This window comes from Methylotenera sp., assembly GCF_030684185.1.
In the GTDB taxonomy this organism is placed as follows: Bacteria; Pseudomonadota; Gammaproteobacteria; order Burkholderiales; family Methylophilaceae; genus Methylotenera.
Genome location: NZ_JAUXOY010000014.1, coordinates 451,293 through 467,276, shown reverse-complemented (window position 1 = coordinate 467,276; position 15,984 = coordinate 451,293). Strand labels below are relative to the sequence as shown.

At 42.8% G+C, this 15,984-nt stretch carries 14 protein-coding genes; 13 read left to right on the top strand and 1 reads right to left on the bottom strand.

Annotation, left to right across the window (positions count from 1 at the left end; translation table 11 throughout):
• Positions 1-172: 172 nt before the first annotated feature.
• A complete protein-coding gene (gene edd, locus Q8J82_RS04950; protein WP_305327863.1) occupies positions 173-1,987 on the bottom strand; it encodes a phosphogluconate dehydratase in 1,815 nt (604 codons plus the stop codon).
• A gap of 213 nt (positions 1,988-2,200) precedes the next feature.
• Between edd and Q8J82_RS04945 the strand changes: the two genes are divergently transcribed.
• The 13 genes from Q8J82_RS04945 (at position 2,201) to creC (ending at position 15,972) form a co-directional block, all read left to right on the top strand.
• The gene (locus Q8J82_RS04945; protein WP_305327862.1) at positions 2,201-2,812 is read left to right on the top strand and encodes a CatB-related O-acetyltransferase; all 612 of its coding nucleotides are present in this window, start codon (positions 2,201-2,203) and stop codon (positions 2,810-2,812) included.
• Between the two features lie 26 nt (positions 2,813-2,838).
• The gene (locus Q8J82_RS04940) at positions 2,839-4,176 is read left to right on the top strand and encodes an O-antigen ligase (protein WP_305327861.1); all 1,338 of its coding nucleotides are present in this window, start codon (positions 2,839-2,841) and stop codon (positions 4,174-4,176) included.
• Entirely contained in the window at positions 4,163-4,987 is an 825-nt protein-coding gene (locus Q8J82_RS04935) for a glycosyltransferase family 2 protein (protein ID WP_305327860.1), read from the top strand. The genes Q8J82_RS04940 and Q8J82_RS04935 overlap by 14 nt, the downstream gene beginning before the upstream one ends.
• A 2-nt stretch (positions 4,988-4,989) precedes the next feature.
• Positions 4,990-5,757: a glycosyltransferase family 2 protein gene (locus Q8J82_RS04930; RefSeq protein ID WP_305327859.1), complete on the top strand. Its 768-nt coding sequence runs from the start codon at positions 4,990-4,992 to the stop codon at positions 5,755-5,757.
• A 31-nt stretch (positions 5,758-5,788) separates the two neighbouring features.
• Positions 5,789-6,703, top strand: a complete 915-nt coding sequence (locus Q8J82_RS04925; RefSeq protein WP_305327858.1) for a glycosyltransferase family 2 protein — start codon at positions 5,789-5,791, stop codon at positions 6,701-6,703.
• Between the two features lie 3 nt (positions 6,704-6,706).
• Entirely contained in the window at positions 6,707-7,882 is a 1,176-nt protein-coding gene (locus Q8J82_RS04920; protein WP_305327857.1) for a glycosyltransferase family 9 protein, read from the top strand.
• On the top strand, positions 7,867-8,865 hold the full coding sequence (gene waaC, locus Q8J82_RS04915) for a lipopolysaccharide heptosyltransferase I (protein WP_305327856.1): 999 nt from the start codon (positions 7,867-7,869) through the stop codon (positions 8,863-8,865). The genes Q8J82_RS04920 and waaC overlap by 16 nt, the downstream gene beginning before the upstream one ends.
• 11 nt (positions 8,866-8,876) lie before the next feature.
• Positions 8,877-9,764 carry a lysophospholipid acyltransferase family protein gene (locus tag Q8J82_RS04910; protein WP_305327855.1) on the top strand — a complete coding sequence of 296 codons (888 nt, stop codon included), beginning with the start codon at positions 8,877-8,879 and terminating at the stop codon, positions 9,762-9,764.
• A 138-nt stretch (positions 9,765-9,902) separates the two neighbouring features.
• Positions 9,903-10,424 carry a nucleotide exchange factor GrpE gene (gene grpE, locus Q8J82_RS04905; RefSeq protein WP_305327854.1) on the top strand — a complete coding sequence of 174 codons (522 nt, stop codon included), beginning with the start codon at positions 9,903-9,905 and terminating at the stop codon, positions 10,422-10,424.
• A gap of 195 nt (positions 10,425-10,619) precedes the next feature.
• A complete protein-coding gene (dnaK, locus tag Q8J82_RS04900) occupies positions 10,620-12,542 on the top strand; it encodes a molecular chaperone DnaK (protein WP_305327853.1) in 1,923 nt (640 codons plus the stop codon).
• A 120-nt stretch (positions 12,543-12,662) separates the two neighbouring features.
• On the top strand, positions 12,663-13,784 hold the full coding sequence (gene dnaJ / locus Q8J82_RS04895; protein WP_305327852.1) for a molecular chaperone DnaJ: 1,122 nt from the start codon (positions 12,663-12,665) through the stop codon (positions 13,782-13,784).
• Between the two features lie 74 nt (positions 13,785-13,858).
• Entirely contained in the window at positions 13,859-14,533 is a 675-nt protein-coding gene (creB, locus tag Q8J82_RS04890; RefSeq protein ID WP_305327851.1) for a two-component system response regulator CreB, read from the top strand.
• Positions 14,530-15,972, top strand: coding sequence for a two-component system sensor histidine kinase CreC (gene creC / locus Q8J82_RS04885; protein ID WP_305327850.1), 1,443 nt, complete (start codon positions 14,530-14,532; stop codon positions 15,970-15,972). Before creB ends, creC begins: the two co-directional genes overlap by 4 nt.
• Positions 15,973-15,984: the final 12 nt, after the last annotated feature.

Genomic DNA, 15,984 nt, shown 5'->3' with positions numbered 1-15,984 from the left:
CGGCGGGAATGTTAGTTTGATATTTTGGTTAGTTTTATTTTATGATAGATGGTCACCTAAACTTTGCAAATCAGCCGATAACTAGGCACATGAGTGCAGACAGTACGAGTAGTACGGCAAGCCCAATCATTAAAATCAAGGTGTAACAACGTTATCGGTTGATTTGCAAAGTTTACAACCAAGTGATTGCGCCTTCTTCGGCTGACAACACATTCTTGCGCATACCTCCAAACAACTCTCTGCCAAAGCCATGTGCATTCTGATGACGCTTGCTGTCTGGCAATTCTTCAACCTCACGCTCGGCCCATTCATCTTCATCAACCAACACATTGACCATACCAACTGTGGCGTTTAAACGAATAATATCGCCCGTACGCACTTTAGCTAATGGTCCGCCGGCAGAGGCTTCTGGCGTTAAGTGGATTGCGGCTGGAATTTTTCCTGATGCACCACTCATACGACCATCTGTAACAATCGCCACTCTGTAGCCTTTGTTTTGCAACACAGCTAATGGCGGAGTCAGTTTATGTAATTCAGGCATACCATTGGCTTTAGGGCCTTGGAATCGTACCACAGCAATAAAGTCTTTCTCTAACTCACCGCGATCAAATGCAGCCAGCAACTCTTCTTGTGCATCAAACACAATCGCAGGTGCTTCAATAATATGTCGGTCTTCTGGCACAGCAGAAATTTTAATCACGCTACGACCCAAGTTACCTTTAAGCAGGCGTAAACCACCAGACTCATTGAACGGGAAGGCAGCTGTACGCACGATAGTTTCATCGCTACTTTCTTTAGGCAAGTCATTCCAAACCAATTTATCATTTTCTTTGGCTGGCAATTTACCATAATCACGCAAACCACCATAAGCAACAGTGAACACATCTGGGAACATATAACCTGCATCAATCAACTCGCGGATCACAAACGCAGGACCACCCGCCGCCTGGAACTCGTTCACATCAGCTTTGCCATTGGGGTATACACTCGCCAATAGCGGCGTAGTTTTAGCAAGGTGATAAAAGTCTGTCCAGTCAATCATGATACCTGCAGCACGTGCCACTGCCACCCAGTGAATGAGATGATTTGTTGATCCACCTGTGGCGAGCAATGCGACCATTGCATTCACAATCACATGCTCATCTACCAACCTACCAATCGGTGTAAATTGCTTTTTCTTAGTATTTTCCAGCACCATTTTTACTGCTTCACGGGTGAGCAATTCACGCAGGCCGTCGTGAGGATGCACAAATGCAGCCCCTGGTACATGCAAGCCCATGGCTTCCATCAGCATTTGGTTACTATTGGCTGTACCATAAAACGTACAGGTTCCTGCGCCATGATAGGCAGCTGACTCTGAAGCTAACAATTCATCGCGACCAACCTTACCCTGCGCATATTGCTCGCGCACTTTAGATTTCGCCGTATTATCCAGCCCTGTACTCATTGGCCCCGCTGGCACAAAAACACATGGCAAATGACCAAACTGTAATGCGCCAATCAAAAGACCCGGTACGATTTTATCACAAACACCTAAAAGTAACGCCGCATCAAACACATCGTGTGAAAGCGCTATTGCGGTACTCATGGCAATAGTATCGCGGCTAAACAGCGAAAGCTCCATGCCAGGTTCGCCTTGTGTTATACCATCGCACATGGCGGGCACTCCGCCAGCCACTTGTACAGTCGCGCCGTACTTATGCGCTTCATCACGAATAATGTCTGGGTAACTCACGTAAGGCTGATGCGCTGAAAGCATTTCATTGTAAGCAGTAACAATGCCGATGTTAGGTGCTTTTTCTACGACCACACGAAACTTATCATTGGCTGGCATAGCAGCGAATGCGTGCGCCACATTAGCACAACCCAAACGGTCTGCGCCTTTTGGTCGGTTCACAATTTCATCTAAACGATGCAAATAAGCCGTACGGGTTGGGCGGCTCTTCTCAATGATACGTTCAGTAACTTCTAAGTGGGATTGCTTCATTTTACTTATTCCCTGCAAGGATTATCAACTACCTCAATTATCCCCAATGCAGGGCATATCGTCAAACGAATGATGGTTTGTAACGGCTAATTCCTGAACAAATATGAACAAATTAAGGCATAATTACTAAAGCCCTTATCAAATCAAACTTAGCATTCAAATAATCAAGCTCGATAAATGTTCAAAATAAATTTAAAGGAAATTTGGTCGCAATTGACCGGCTCTAAATCTAGCAAAGGTAGATTGCAAAGCTTTGCCCGCCAACAAGCTAAATTTGCAAAGCGTCACCCTAATTATACAATTGGCACAGCCAGCTATGGCCTACCAATCGTTCACGATAATCATGGTCTGACCACTTTAAAAATAGGCGCATATTGCTCTATTGCAAGTAACGTACAAATATTTCTTGGTGGGCAACATTGCATCAATTGGGTGAGTAGCTACCCTTTTCCATTCTTTTTTCATATGGATGCATCTTTTAGAGAAAAATCCTTAGCAGCAGATAGCCGTGGCGATGTCATTATTGGCAGTGATGTTTGGCTGTGCGCAAATTGCATTATTTTATCTGGCGTAACCATTGGACATGGCGCAGTAATCGCTAATGGTGCGATTATTAGCCGTGACGTTGAACCTTATGCGGTAATGGCAGGCAACCCTGCTAAGCTAGTAAAATGGCGATTTGAGGAGCCCACTAGAAAAGCATTACTTGAATCAAAATGGTGGGAATGGCCAGAAGATGAGATTAGCAGGGTAATGGAAAATCTTTGTAGTGATGATATAACAGATTTACTCCACTATTCAAAAGCACGCAATGCTACTAACTAGACGCTTCTAACTAGAACATATCACCCATGATTAAAAATTATCCTCAACTTCTCATATCAAAACTTCATAACCCAGCCGAGCAGCTTTTTATTGCAAGCGCAGTCGTTTCACCCCTGTTTTTGCTTACTATTTCTGGTTGGATGACGCGTATAGTAGCCGTGTGTGCTTTGTTGGCGATGTACGTTCTTTATAGAAATAATAAAGCCAAAAATCATAAATTAGCGCTTAACAGTAAAATCTCTTTCCATACCAAGCTTCTTTGCGCCACACTGGCTTTACCGATTTTAGCCATATTTCTGGGACAATTGTTTAGAGGACAATATACTTGGTCGTACTACGACAGCCCTGCGCATATTTTAATCGGTATATTTATTTTACTCGCCACAGCAAAAGCTGGCGTTCACGTAGTTAAGTGGATGAGCTACACATTTCCAATCGTCACTTTACTGGCATTAGCCAATATACTCATCGACCCTAATTTGCATTGGGGCGCTACTCGCCTATCCACACAAGCGGTAGACCCGCTTATGTTTGGCAGCTTGAGTCTTACCTTTGGTCTATTAAGCTTAATTTCCATCAAACTACATGACAATGACTCAAAATGGCTGACCGTATATAAATTGATTGGTTTTGGGTCGGGGATATATTTATCTATCGCCTCTGGAAGCCGCACTGGCTGGCTAGCACTGCCTATTATCGGGTTTTTATGGCTTTATTTTGACCGTGCAAAATTCACTTTACCCATTAAAATTATCGGGATTATAAGCATTTTAACCTTCATTACTTCAGCCTATTTTTTATCTTCTAACGTGCAGCAGCGCGTAGATATTACAGCTAAAGAAGTTTTAGCGTATCAATGGAATACAGATGCCCCTAACGATAACACCTCCGTAGGCGCTAGAATTTCATTTATCCGCATGGCAGTATTTTTATTCCAGCAAAAACCACTTGGCGGCTGGGGGGATGGTAACTTTGAAAACGTCATCAATGACCCTGCACTTAATTTTTCAAGTCTCGAAGCTAAAAAAATTGCGCTCGAAGCTGGCTTTCATAATGACATTACGGCCAATATGGTGCGGTCTGGTATTTGGGGTTTAATGGCTACCGTGGCGCTATTTTTAATTCCTGCATTATTTTTTATACGCAATATGCACAGTGAATATAAAAACCAACGCGACGTCGCTTTTCTTGCATTGGCATTTTTAACATGTCAATTTGTAAGCAGCTTGAGTATGGAAATATTCAATTTACGCTATTCCGCCTCATTCTTTGGCTTAATGTTAGCGGTGTTTTGTGGTCAAATGCTTTTTTATATGTCACATAACACCACCGACTTCAATGGAAAATACAATGAGCCCACATAAATACGCCATTACCTTTGCTTGTTATAACCAAGTTGAATATACAAAAAAATGTATTGAAAGCATGATTAAGCATGGGGTTGATTTAAGCCGCCTAGTCGTCGTTGATAATGCATCTATCGACAGCACACAAAGCTACCTTGAAACGTTGCCATTAGGTGAACTCATTCTAAATCAGGGAAATCTAGGTTGCGGCGTAGCTTGGAATCAAGGCGCACTCGCTTTGCAAGCTGAATGGACGATTATTATGAACAATGATGTGATTGTGAGTGAACATTGGATTGAAAACCTGATTGAAACCGCTGAAAAAAATAATCTTAAAGTGATTTCACCTTCACTAATTGAAGGTGAGCTTGATTATGACTTTGAGGACTTTTCCACCAAAGCTAGTTTAAAAATGCAACATGCACTGCGACTAGGCGGACATCATGCCGTGTGTTTAGCAGTACATCAATCTGTATGGTTAGAGGTTGGCTATTTCCAGCCTATCCCAAAATTATTAGGCTATGAAGACACCATGTTTTTTAATGAATTAGCCAAGGCAAACATAGCGACTGGAATCACAGGCGCAGCATGGCTACATCACTACGGCTCAATCACCCAAAGTGCTATGAAGCAAGAACGCGGCTTGTCGCAAAAAGACAATCTAGGCTACCGCTACAATTACCGGCTGCTGAAGCAAAATTGGCTCACACGTAAATGTAATAAAATCAAAAAAAATAATCAGTTGAAAATTTGGCGTAACAACGAGCTAGCGCAATACGGCATGACTATGCATGGCACGCGCGTACAAGGCAACTTTGCTTGGCAGTAGTTATGGATACCATTAAACGCGCTGACCTTTCTGTCATTATTATTACCAAAAACGAAGCGCATGATATTCGTGACTGCCTAGCCTCTATTGCATGGGCAAATGAGATCATTGTGTTAGATTCAGGCAGTACAGATGACACCGTTAATATTGCGCGCGAATATACCCAACATGTATATATTGCCTCAGACTGGCAAGGCTTTGGTGTACAAAAAAACCGCGCTTTGGCTTATGCTACAAAAGACTGGGTACTGTCACTTGATGCGGATGAACGCGTTGATGTGGCACTAAAAACCGAAATTAACCAAGTGCTACAATCCCCAAACTTAGATATTTACTATATGCCAAGACTATCTAGTTTTTGTGGTCGATTTATTCATCATTCAGGTTGGCGGCCAGATTATGTAGCCCGCCTTTTTAAGCGTGGCAGTGCACAGTTTAGCAATCACCTGGTGCATGAAAGTTTGACATTTACAGCCCCTGCTGGTCACCTAACGCAATCGTTGTTGCACCTTAGCTACAAAAATTTAGATGAGGTTTTAGATAAAATGCAACGTTATGCCATGTTAGGTGCGGCAGAATTACATGCTAATAACAAACGCACCAGCTTACCGGGGGCTGTTGGCCATGGTGCCTGGGCATTTGTTCGTACTTATATTATTCGGCTTGGTTTTTTAGATGGCGCTCAAGGCTTTATGTTGGCGATTAACAATGCTGAAACCACTTACTATAAATATCTACAACTCTACTTTCTAACAAAACAATCCACTTAAACTTTGTACCTCGAATAGACTCAACAACTCCATGCAAGCCACATTCTTATCTAAAGCACCTGTTATTAGTAGGCACCGTAAGCCAGCCATCGCTGAGAACGCAGTATTTTCAATTATTATCCCTAGTTGGAATAATTTGGTTTTTCTAAAAACTTGTATTGATAGCCTTAGAAAAAATTCACGCTATGCACACCAAATTATCGTGCATCTCAATGAAGGTTCAGACGGCTCGCATGAATGGGTTGTGGAACAAGGGCTTGATTTTACGCATTCTGCAGAAAATATTGGCATCTGTTACGCCATGAACTTAGCCCGCACACTAGCGTCAACTGATTTACTGGTATATTTTAATGATGATATGTATGCATGCCCTGATTGGGATTTTTGGCTATATGAAGAAGTAAAAAAACAAACCTCTCCGTATTTTTTCTTGTCAAGCACCATGATAGAGCCTAGAGCTACAGGTAACTCATGTGCGATTGCACCTTTGGATTTTGGTAGTCATCCAGATAATTTTAACGAAGCCGCCTTGCTAGAAACTTTCGCTGCTCCGCCAAAAGCAGATTGGAATGGCGCCACATGGCCGCCTAGTGTATTACCTACTTTACTGTGGGATTTAGTCGGTGGCTATAGTACAGAGTTCTCACCAGGCATGTATTCTGACCCCGATTTTTCAATGAAACTGTGGGAGTTTGGTGTACGTGATTTCAAAGGTATAGGTAAAAGTCGCGTCTATCACTTTATGTCTAAATCTACAGGCAAACTTACTTTTAAGAAAAATGGTAGCCACATGTTTCTACATAAATGGGGCATCAGTTCAAAGGTTTTTACTCAGCATTATTTGCAGAGAGGCCAAGATTGGACGGGGGCGCTTGAAGTGCCATGCAATACTTTCAAGTTTAGGCTGAGTCATTGGCTTAACAAAATGAAACGAAAAGTAATTTAACTCATGTTTAAAAGTAAAATGTCTCCCAACAAGGTATTACTCATTGCAACACAACAGATTGGCGATGTTTTGCTAAGCACGCCTTTGCTTAAATCCATGCGTGAAGCATGGCCCAATGCGGTGATTGATGTACTGGTATACCGTAATACAAGTGGTATTTTGACGGGCAACCCTGATTGCAATTCGGTCATTGAAACCGAGAATCACCCAGATTTAATGGGCTACTTCAAGCTACTAACAAAAATATTTAGAAAGTATGATCTTGCCGTCACCACACAAGGCAATGATCGTGCACATCAATATGCTTTTTTAGCTGCAAAAAAACGCATTGGTATGATACCTAACCTTATGCGCAAACATTGGTGGAAAAAGAAAATATGTCAGCGCTGGTGCTTATTAGATGAAGAAAGCACACATACTGTAGAACAAAATTTACGTTTAGCCGACCTAATGGGCATTAACAGGCGCTATGAATTAGAGCCTCCCAAGCTAAGCTCTGAGCATTCATTCGCGCGTTTCAACCAATTATTAAATTTTAATTTACTTACAACGCCTTACACAATAATCCACCCACTTCCCATGTGGCAGTATAAACGCTGGACAGATGCTGGCTGGCTAAGCTTAATAGAACATGTATTAAACTTGGGGCAACATGTGATTATTACTGGCGGCCCCGCAGCTAATGAACAGATATATTGCCAACAGCTTGCTAACCAATTTGTAGATCACCCTGCAGGCTTTTTACATAACTTGGCGGGAAAAACTAGTTTTGCAGAGATGAGTGAACTCTTAGCACATGCAACTGCATATATTGGCCCAGACACGGCAACTACCCATCTTGCGGCAGCTTGTGGCACACCTACACTTGCGCTGTTTGGCCCAACTAATCCTGTAAAATGGGCGCCGTGGCCAAAAGGTTATCATGACAAAAAAAGCCCTTGGCAGCGCTATTCTACGCAGTATCAACTCACAAACAATGTGATGTTATTGCAAGGGCTTGGTGATTGCGTCCCATGTCACAAAGCAGGATGCGACGACCATAACAACAGCCATAGCCAATGCCTAGATGAGCTGCCCGCAAGCCGTGTGATTGATGCGCTAAATGTACTGCTAGACAGCAAAACTAAAAGTTTAGATAAAAACCTAGGCAAGATAATACCCATATGCGCCTCCTCTTAGTCAAAATGTCTTCCATGGGCGATATTATTCATAATATGCCCCTGGTGCATGACATCAAACAGCATTACCCAGAAGCGATTATCGACTGGGTGGTGGAGGAGTCATTTGTGGAGCTGGCTAGGTTGAACCCATTGGTTGAACGCATCATTCCAGTAGCTATGCGCCGTTGGAAAAAAGCAATATTCTCAAAAAATACTTGGGTTGAGTTTTTAAAGTTTAAGAAAAACCTACAAACTTGCCGCTACGACGCCATTTTAGATACGCAAGGGTTAATCAAAAGCGCTGTCATTGCTAAATTGGCGCATGGTATCAGTTATGGGCAAAACTCAAACACTGCGCGTGAGAGGTTGGCTGGTTATTTAGTGCGCAATTCACTGGATATTCCGCGTAATCTGCACGCGATAACACGTAATCGCTTGGTTGGTGCGTTGGCTCTCAATTACTCAACAGATGATAATAGTACGCACTATGACATGCAATTCAATCATGAACTTAATCCAGTCTTAACTGATTTACTGCCAAAAAATTGCATCATGCTGTTTCATAGCACCGCAAGAGCAGCAAAGCATTGGCCGAACGAATGCTGGATTGCATTAGGGCTTTACTTAAATGCTCGAGGCTACGCACTAGCGCTGCCTTGGGGAAGTGCCACAGAAAAACAACGTGCGGAATCCATTGCCAATTCACTGAAAGATGCATTAGTTCTACCCAAACTTAGCATCGTGCAATTGGCTGGCTTAATGCGCGACACAAAGGCATGCGTCGGTTTAGATACCGGTCTTACCCATATTGCAGTAGCGTTGAATATACCTACTTTGGCAATTTTTACCGATACCCACTTGTGGCAAGCCGGCACAAAGCCATCACCTCAAGGTTGCGCCATCACCATTGGTGGCAAGCCCGACTTACCAAATGTTAAAGCGTCGATTGATGCATTTAATCAACTCATGGTGATGAAACATGCTTCATCACAACCAAACTAGGCATTACTCGTATGTTGAAATCATTTCTTAAACAAGCCGCCACCGTTCTAGTTGTGCGTTGCCTGAAATTACTGCGATTTTTACCCTTACCTATCATTCACGCACTCGGGGTAATACTTGGCCTGATTAACTACCTATTTAACGGCGACCATCGTGCGCACGCCAAACGTAATCTAAAGCAATGTGGCTTAGCCGCTAGCCCAGCTGAATTTAAAAAACTGTTATTTAAAAGCACGCTTGAAAACAGCAAAGGTGCTCTTGAAACCTTTGCCATTTGGTTTAAACCGCAAGATAAAGTACTCAACTGGGTACAAAATACATCTGGTTGGGAGCATGTAGAAACGGCTCTAAAATCAGGTAAAGGGCTGATTTTTCTAACCCCACACCTCGGCTGCTTTGAAATTACCTCGCTTTATTACGGAGCACGTCATCCTATGGCGGTGCTTTACCGTCCACCACGCCAAAAATGGCTAATGCCGCTCATTACAGAGGGCCGGCAACGTGGCAAAGTCACACTCGCATCCGCCAACAGCCAGGGAGTAAAGCAATTGTTACAGGCATTAAAACGTGGCGAAGCCATTGGGATTTTGCCAGACCAGGCACCTTTGGAAGGTGAAGGTGAGTGGGCGCCTTTTTTTGAGCGCCCTGCCTACACAATGACACTCGCCTCAAAGCTGGCACAAAAAACTGGTGCGCAGGTACTCATGGCATTTGGCGAGCGCTTAAGCAGCGGACGTGGTTACCACATTCATATACGCCCGATCGCCACAGGCGGCATCAATACACCCACTCTACTTAATGTGGAAATTGAACGCACTATTAAACAATGTCCTGCGCAGTATTTATGGATGTACGACCGTTACAAAGCACGTAACCAGCTACCACCTCAGAATCTATAATCCATCTAGAGTTGCAGCTAAGGCTCTTACCTTTATTAAATTAAAAAATTTTACTAAATAGCTTGAGATTTTATAAAGCGTCCCCATTGTGAGTTCATTGTTTTTAAATAATTGCTAATAAATAATTAGGGATACTTCATGACTGAAAATACACAAGAATCACAATACAACACACCGATTGAAGATGATTTACAGCAAAATGGTGCTGCTGGTTCATTAGATGACCGCATTAGTGAATTGGAATCACAGCTTGCAGAAGCGCAAGCTGCTGTTTTATATGTAAAGGCTGATGGCGAAAACATTCGTCGACGTGCGATGGATGATATTGAAAAAGCACGTAAATTTGCCTTAGAGAAATTCTCGAACGAGTTATTGGCAGTTAAAGATAGCCTTGATGCGGCCTTGCTTATTGAAGCAACTGACGTACAAAGTTACAAAGATGGCGTTCAGATTACCGCAAATCAACTGACTTCAGTATTTGATAAATTCAACATTGCTGAAATCAATCCCCTAGGTGAAAAATTTGACCCTAACAAACATCAAGCCATCAGCATGCTGGAAAATAGCGGCGAACCTAATACGGTAACTTCAGTATTACAAAAAGGATATACGCTGAATGATCGTGTACTACGGCCAGCTTTAGTGATGGTAGCAAAATAATTTGCCTTAATCTATTGGTTAAACCAAGTTAAAAAGTTAAATCAAATTAAAACAGCCACTTGAAATAACAAAAACAATCTCCACAATAGCTTCAAGGTAAAAATTTAAAACCACCGCTTGTCTCTGTAGAACATAGAAAACCATGTTTTTATACAAGTTACAACGGCAAATTTATAAGTAAAAGGAATAGGAATTATGGGAAAAATCATTGGTATTGACTTAGGTACTACAAACTCTTGCGTTGCAGTGATGGAAGGCGGCAAGCCACGCGTCATTGAAAACGCCGAAGGCGCACGTACCACACCTTCAATCATTGCGTATCAGGAAGATGGCGAAATTTTAGCGGGCGCTCCTGCAAAGCGTCAGGCTGTAACTAACCCAAAAAATACGCTTTACGCAGTAAAACGTTTGATTGGTCGCCGTTTTGAAGAAAAAGAAGTGCAAAAAGACATTGGTTTGATGCCTTACACCATCACAAAAGCTGATAATGGCGACGCATGGGTAGAAGTTCGCGGCGTAAAAATGGCACCTCCGCAAATCTCAGCTGAAGTTTTACGTAAAATGAAAAAAACCGCTGAAGATTACTTGGGCGAAGAAGTGACTGAAGCGGTTATTACAGTGCCAGCATATTTTAATGACAGCCAACGCCAAGCCACTAAAGATGCTGGTCGTATTGCTGGTTTAGATGTTAAGCGCATCATCAACGAGCCTACTGCGGCTGCACTTGCATTTGGTTTAGACAAGCAAGAAGGTGATCGTAAAATTGCTGTGTATGACTTGGGTGGCGGTACTTTTGACGTTTCTATTATTGAAATTTCAAGTATTGACGGCGAACATCAATTTGAAGTGCTTTCAACTAACGGCGATACATTCCTCGGTGGTGAAGACTTTGATAACCGCTTGATTGATTTCTTGGCTGATGAGTTCAAAAAGGAAAATGGCTTAGATTTACGTAATGATTTGTTAGCAAAACAACGCTTAAAAGAGGCTGCAGAAAAGGCCAAAATCGAGTTATCTGGCGCGACACAGACTGAAGTGAACCTGCCTTACATTACTGCAGATGCAACAGGCCCTAAACACTTAGTGGTAAAAATCACACGTGCGAAATTAGAATCTTTAGTTGATGATTTGATTGAGCGCACAATGGCACCATGCCGCACAGCGATTAAAGACGCTGGCGTTAAAATTGAAGACATTACTGACGTAATTTTGGTTGGCGGTCAAAGCCGTATGCCAAAAGTACAAGAAAAAGTAAAAGAAATCTTCGGCAAAGAGCCACGTAAAGATGTCAATCCTGATGAAGCAGTAGCCGTGGGTGCTGCAATTCAAGGCGGTGTGCTAAAAGGTGATGTTAAAGATGTGTTGTTACTTGATGTAACGCCATTATCACTAGGCATTGAAACACTTGGCGGCGTGATGACTAAAGTGATTAAGAAAAATACCACGATTCCTACCAAGGCATCGCAAACGTTCTCAACTGCCGATGACAACCAAAATGCGGTAACAATTCAGGTGTTGCAAGGTGAGCGTGAAATGGCTTCTGCCAACAAATCGCTAGGACAATTCAACTTGAGCGATATTCCACCAGCACCACGTGGCATGCCGCAAATTGAAGTAACTTTTGATATTGACGCTAACGGTATCTTGCATGTTTCAGCAAAAGATAAAGCCACTGGCAAAGAAAATAAAATTACCATTAAAGCCAATAGCGGCTTGTCTGAAGCTGAAATTCAGCAAATGGAAGAAGATGCCATTAAATATGCAGATGAAGATAAGAAATATCGCGAACTTGTAGACGCGCGCAATGCCGCCGATGGCATGGTGCATTCAGTGAAAAAATCACTCGCTGAACATGGTGATAAGCTAGATGCTGCTGAAAAAGAAGCGATTGAAACTGCGCTGAAAGATGTTGAAGAAGCGATGAAGTCTGACGACAAGGACACGATTGAAGCTAAAACCAACGCCTTAACAGAAGCTTCACAAAAGCTAGGTGAGAAAGTTTATGCCGAGCAACAGGCGCAGGCAAATACTGAAAGTGCTCAACCAAGTAAAGAAAGTGAAAAAACAGTGGACGGCGACGTTTTGGATGCCGAGTTTGAAGAAGTGAAAAAAGACTAATTTATAGTCGTTAGTAACTAGTCACTAGTCGTTAGCATCATTGATGGATGCTAACGACTTTTCGCTATCAACTACCTAACATACCAACTAACCAAGCACCACTTAAGTATTGACTAAATTATGGCTACAAAAAGAGATTATTACGAAATATTAGGCGTGAATAAAGACGCTTCTGAAGAAGACATTAAAAAATCTTATCGCAAGCTTGCGATGAAGTATCACCCTGACCGTAATCCGGACAACCCAAAAGCTGAAGAGCAGTTTAAAGAAGCCAAAGAGGCTTATGAAATGCTCTCTGACGACCAAAAACGCGCTGCCTATGACCAATATGGCCATGCCGGTGTAGAACAAGGTGGCGGCGCCGGGTTTGGTGGTGCTGGTTTTAGTGATGCATTTGGCGATATTTTCGGTGATATTTTCGGTGGTGGGCGTAGCCAGGGCGGTAGTCGCAATAACGTATATCGTGGCGCAGACCTCCGCTACAACATGGAAATCTCGCTTGAAGATGCTGCCAAAGGTATTGAGTCAAAAATTCGCATCCCAGTGCAATCTACCTGTGAAACCTGTAAAGGTTCTGGCGCACGTCCTGGCACCCAACCAGTGACCTGTTCAACTTGTGCTGGCCATGGTCAAGTTCGCATGCAACAAGGATTTTTCTCGGTTCAACAAACCTGCCCTAAATGTCATGGTAGCGGCAAAATGGTGAAAGACCCTTGCCCAAGCTGTAACGGTGCTGGTCGTACCAAGCAAAACAAAACACTTTCAGTGAAGATTCCTGCAGGAGTTGATGAAGGCGACAGAATCCGTTTAAGTGGCGAGGGCGAAGCTGGTGTAAACGGCGGGCCAACCGGTGATTTATATGTAGTGATTCACCTAAAAGAACATGATATTTTCCAACGCGAAGGCGGTAATTTGCATTGCGAAATGCCAATCAGTTTTAGTACAGCAGCTTTAGGTGGAGAAATTGAAGTCCCGACGTTAGGCGGCTCAGCCAAAATGAAGATTCCTGCCGAAACACAAACAGGTGGCATATTCAGGTTACGCGGCAAAGGCATTAAACCATTGCGCCAATCCGAACATGGGGATTTAATGGTGCATGTAGTAGTGGAAACGCCGGTAAAACTCACTGAAAAACAAAAAGAGTTACTGCGCGAATTTGAAACCAGCACTCAAGCAGACTCTGGTAAACACAGCCCTAAAAATAAAAGCTGGGTAGATAAAGCCAAAGACTTTTTTGGATAGTTCAGATTTTTGGTGTGCTAATCAAGGCTCGCATCGCGAGCCTTTTTCTTATCATTTTCGTCTAGAATAGCACCATGTCACTCCATATACTTATTATTGAAGACGAACCTGCAATTGCAGAAACACTAATCTACGCTTTTAAAGAGGCTGGGGTTGTGACCACACACAAGATTATGGGCGGTGAAGCAATGACACAACTCAGCCAGCAAACTTTTGATTTCGTCATACTGGACGTTGGCCTGCCAGACATGACAGGCTTTGATGTGTGCAAAAAAATTCGTGAGACTTCGCAAATCCCCATTTTATTTTTAACTGCACGTAATCATGAAATAGACCGCATTGTAGGCTTGGAAATTGGCGCGGATGATTATGTCACCAAACCTTTTAGCCCGCGTGAAGTAGTGGCACGCGTGAAAGCGATTTTGCGACGCTCTGAATTACATTTGAATAACAACACTAAAAACAACCAGTTTATAGTAGATGGAATAGCAAATCGTATTCAATACCTTGGGCAATATTTAGAACTCACGCGCTATGAATATTTGCTACTTAAAACGCTGATTAACCAGCCACAGAGGGTTTACTCACGTGATTATCTGATGGATATTGTGTGGGCTAACGCCGAAAACACGCTAGAGCGCACTGTGGATGCACACATTAAAACGCTACGGGCAAAGTTGCGTAGTATTGATGCGGCAAGTGCAGTCATCATTACGCATCGCGGCATGGGTTATAGCTTGCAAGTATGAGAATTAGCCTTAAAATTTTCTTAGGTTATTTTTTACTGGTGGGTCTTGCCGCCTGGTTTGTGCTAACTATTTTTGTAGATGAAGTAAAACCCGGCGTACGTCAGGCAATGGAAGATGCGCTGGTAGACACTGCAAATGTGCTGGCAGAACTTGCCGCAAATGACGTTAAATCTGGCAATATTCAAACAGGCAACTTTGCACAAGGCTTGGCGCAATATCGTGCGCGTGCTACCAAAGCTAATATTTGGGGCATTAAAAAGAAGGAGGCAGATTATCGTGTGTATATCACCAATGCTCAGGGTATCGTTATTTTTGACTCTGCCACACTTGCAGTTGGCCAAAATTATTCAAAATGGAATGACGTATATTTAACGCTACAAGGAAAATATGGCGTGCGCTCAAGTCCTGTAGTCGCTGGCGACAAACAAAGCGATACTATTATGTACATTGCCGCACCCATTAAAGATGGCAACAAAATTATTGGCTCACTCACTGTTGCCAAACCTAACCGAACTTTACTGCCATTTATTGAACGTGCTCAAAATAAAATTATCAGATGGGGTGCGTTATTGTTTTCACTTTCACTTGCCATCGGCGCTTTATTTACTTGGCGGTTTACCAAAAAAATCAACGAACTACGTGATTACGCGATTAGCGTGGCTAATGGTGAAAAGGCCATCCCGCCAACCTCCAGCAATGACGAGTTAAGCGAGCTGGCAAACGCTATGCAAAAAATGCGCATCGAGCTAGACGGCAAAGAACATGTGCAAGACTCTATTCAACATTTAACACATGAGTTAAAAAGTCCAATGACTGCTATTCAAGGCGCGCTGGAGCTTATTTCACCCAGCATGCCCCCGGCAGATCAAGCACACTTTTTAGGGCAAATTAAAGCACAATCCAGCCGTGTGCAAACCATCATTCAAAACATGCTGGGCTTGGCTGCACTAGAACATCAACAGCAACTCACGCACTTAACCAGCGTGAATTTAAACGATTTAATCTACACCCAATTACACCATTTAAGCCAAAAAGCACACACTCTTCAGGTCAGCATCCATTCGGCTTGCAGCCCTGCCGTTATAATAAAAGCAGATAGCTTTCTATTGGGACAAGCCATTTATAATCTACTGGAAAATGCGCTAGATTTCAGCCCGCCAAACAGCACAATTAACATAAATGTGACAGAAGAAAAAAATCACATCCAAATCGCCATTCAAGACCAAGGCACAGGCATTCCTGACTATGCGATTGATAAAGTTTTCGATAAATTCTACTCACTGCCCCGCCCTGATTTTCCAATAAACACAGGACAAAAAAGTACGGGGCTGGGTTTAAATTTCGTGCAGGAAGTGGCGAAACTGCATGGTGGCAGCATCACTCTAAAAAATCATGCAGGTGGCGGTGCGGTTGCAATTGTCACCTTACCAAAAACCTAACTTTACCTAGTT

Bases quoted from the DNA above. Each gene is read 5' to 3' on its own strand.
- Q8J82_RS04935 (WP_305327860.1), top strand. From the start codon at position 4,163: ATGAGCCCACATAAATACGCCATTACCTTTGCTTGTTATAACCAAGTT.
- waaC (WP_305327856.1), top strand. From the start codon at position 7,867: ATGCGCCTCCTCTTAGTCAAAATGTCTTCCATGGGCGATATTATTCAT.
- Q8J82_RS04910 (WP_305327855.1), top strand. From the start codon at position 8,877: ATGTTGAAATCATTTCTTAAACAAGCCGCCACCGTTCTAGTTGTGCGT.
- Q8J82_RS04920 (WP_305327857.1), top strand. From the start codon at position 6,707: ATGTTTAAAAGTAAAATGTCTCCCAACAAGGTATTACTCATTGCAACA.
- creC (WP_305327850.1), top strand. From the start codon at position 14,530: ATGAGAATTAGCCTTAAAATTTTCTTAGGTTATTTTTTACTGGTGGGT.
- edd (WP_305327863.1), bottom strand. From the start codon at position 1,987: ATGAAGCAATCCCACTTAGAAGTTACTGAACGTATCATTGAGAAGAGC.
- grpE (WP_305327854.1), top strand. From the start codon at position 9,903: ATGACTGAAAATACACAAGAATCACAATACAACACACCGATTGAAGAT.
- creB (WP_305327851.1), top strand. From the start codon at position 13,859: ATGTCACTCCATATACTTATTATTGAAGACGAACCTGCAATTGCAGAA.
- dnaJ (WP_305327852.1), top strand. From the start codon at position 12,663: ATGGCTACAAAAAGAGATTATTACGAAATATTAGGCGTGAATAAAGAC.
- dnaK (WP_305327853.1), top strand. From the start codon at position 10,620: ATGGGAAAAATCATTGGTATTGACTTAGGTACTACAAACTCTTGCGTT.
- Q8J82_RS04925 (WP_305327858.1), top strand. From the start codon at position 5,789: ATGCAAGCCACATTCTTATCTAAAGCACCTGTTATTAGTAGGCACCGT.
- Q8J82_RS04940 (WP_305327861.1), top strand. From the start codon at position 2,839: ATGATTAAAAATTATCCTCAACTTCTCATATCAAAACTTCATAACCCA.
- Q8J82_RS04930 (WP_305327859.1), top strand. From the start codon at position 4,990: ATGGATACCATTAAACGCGCTGACCTTTCTGTCATTATTATTACCAAA.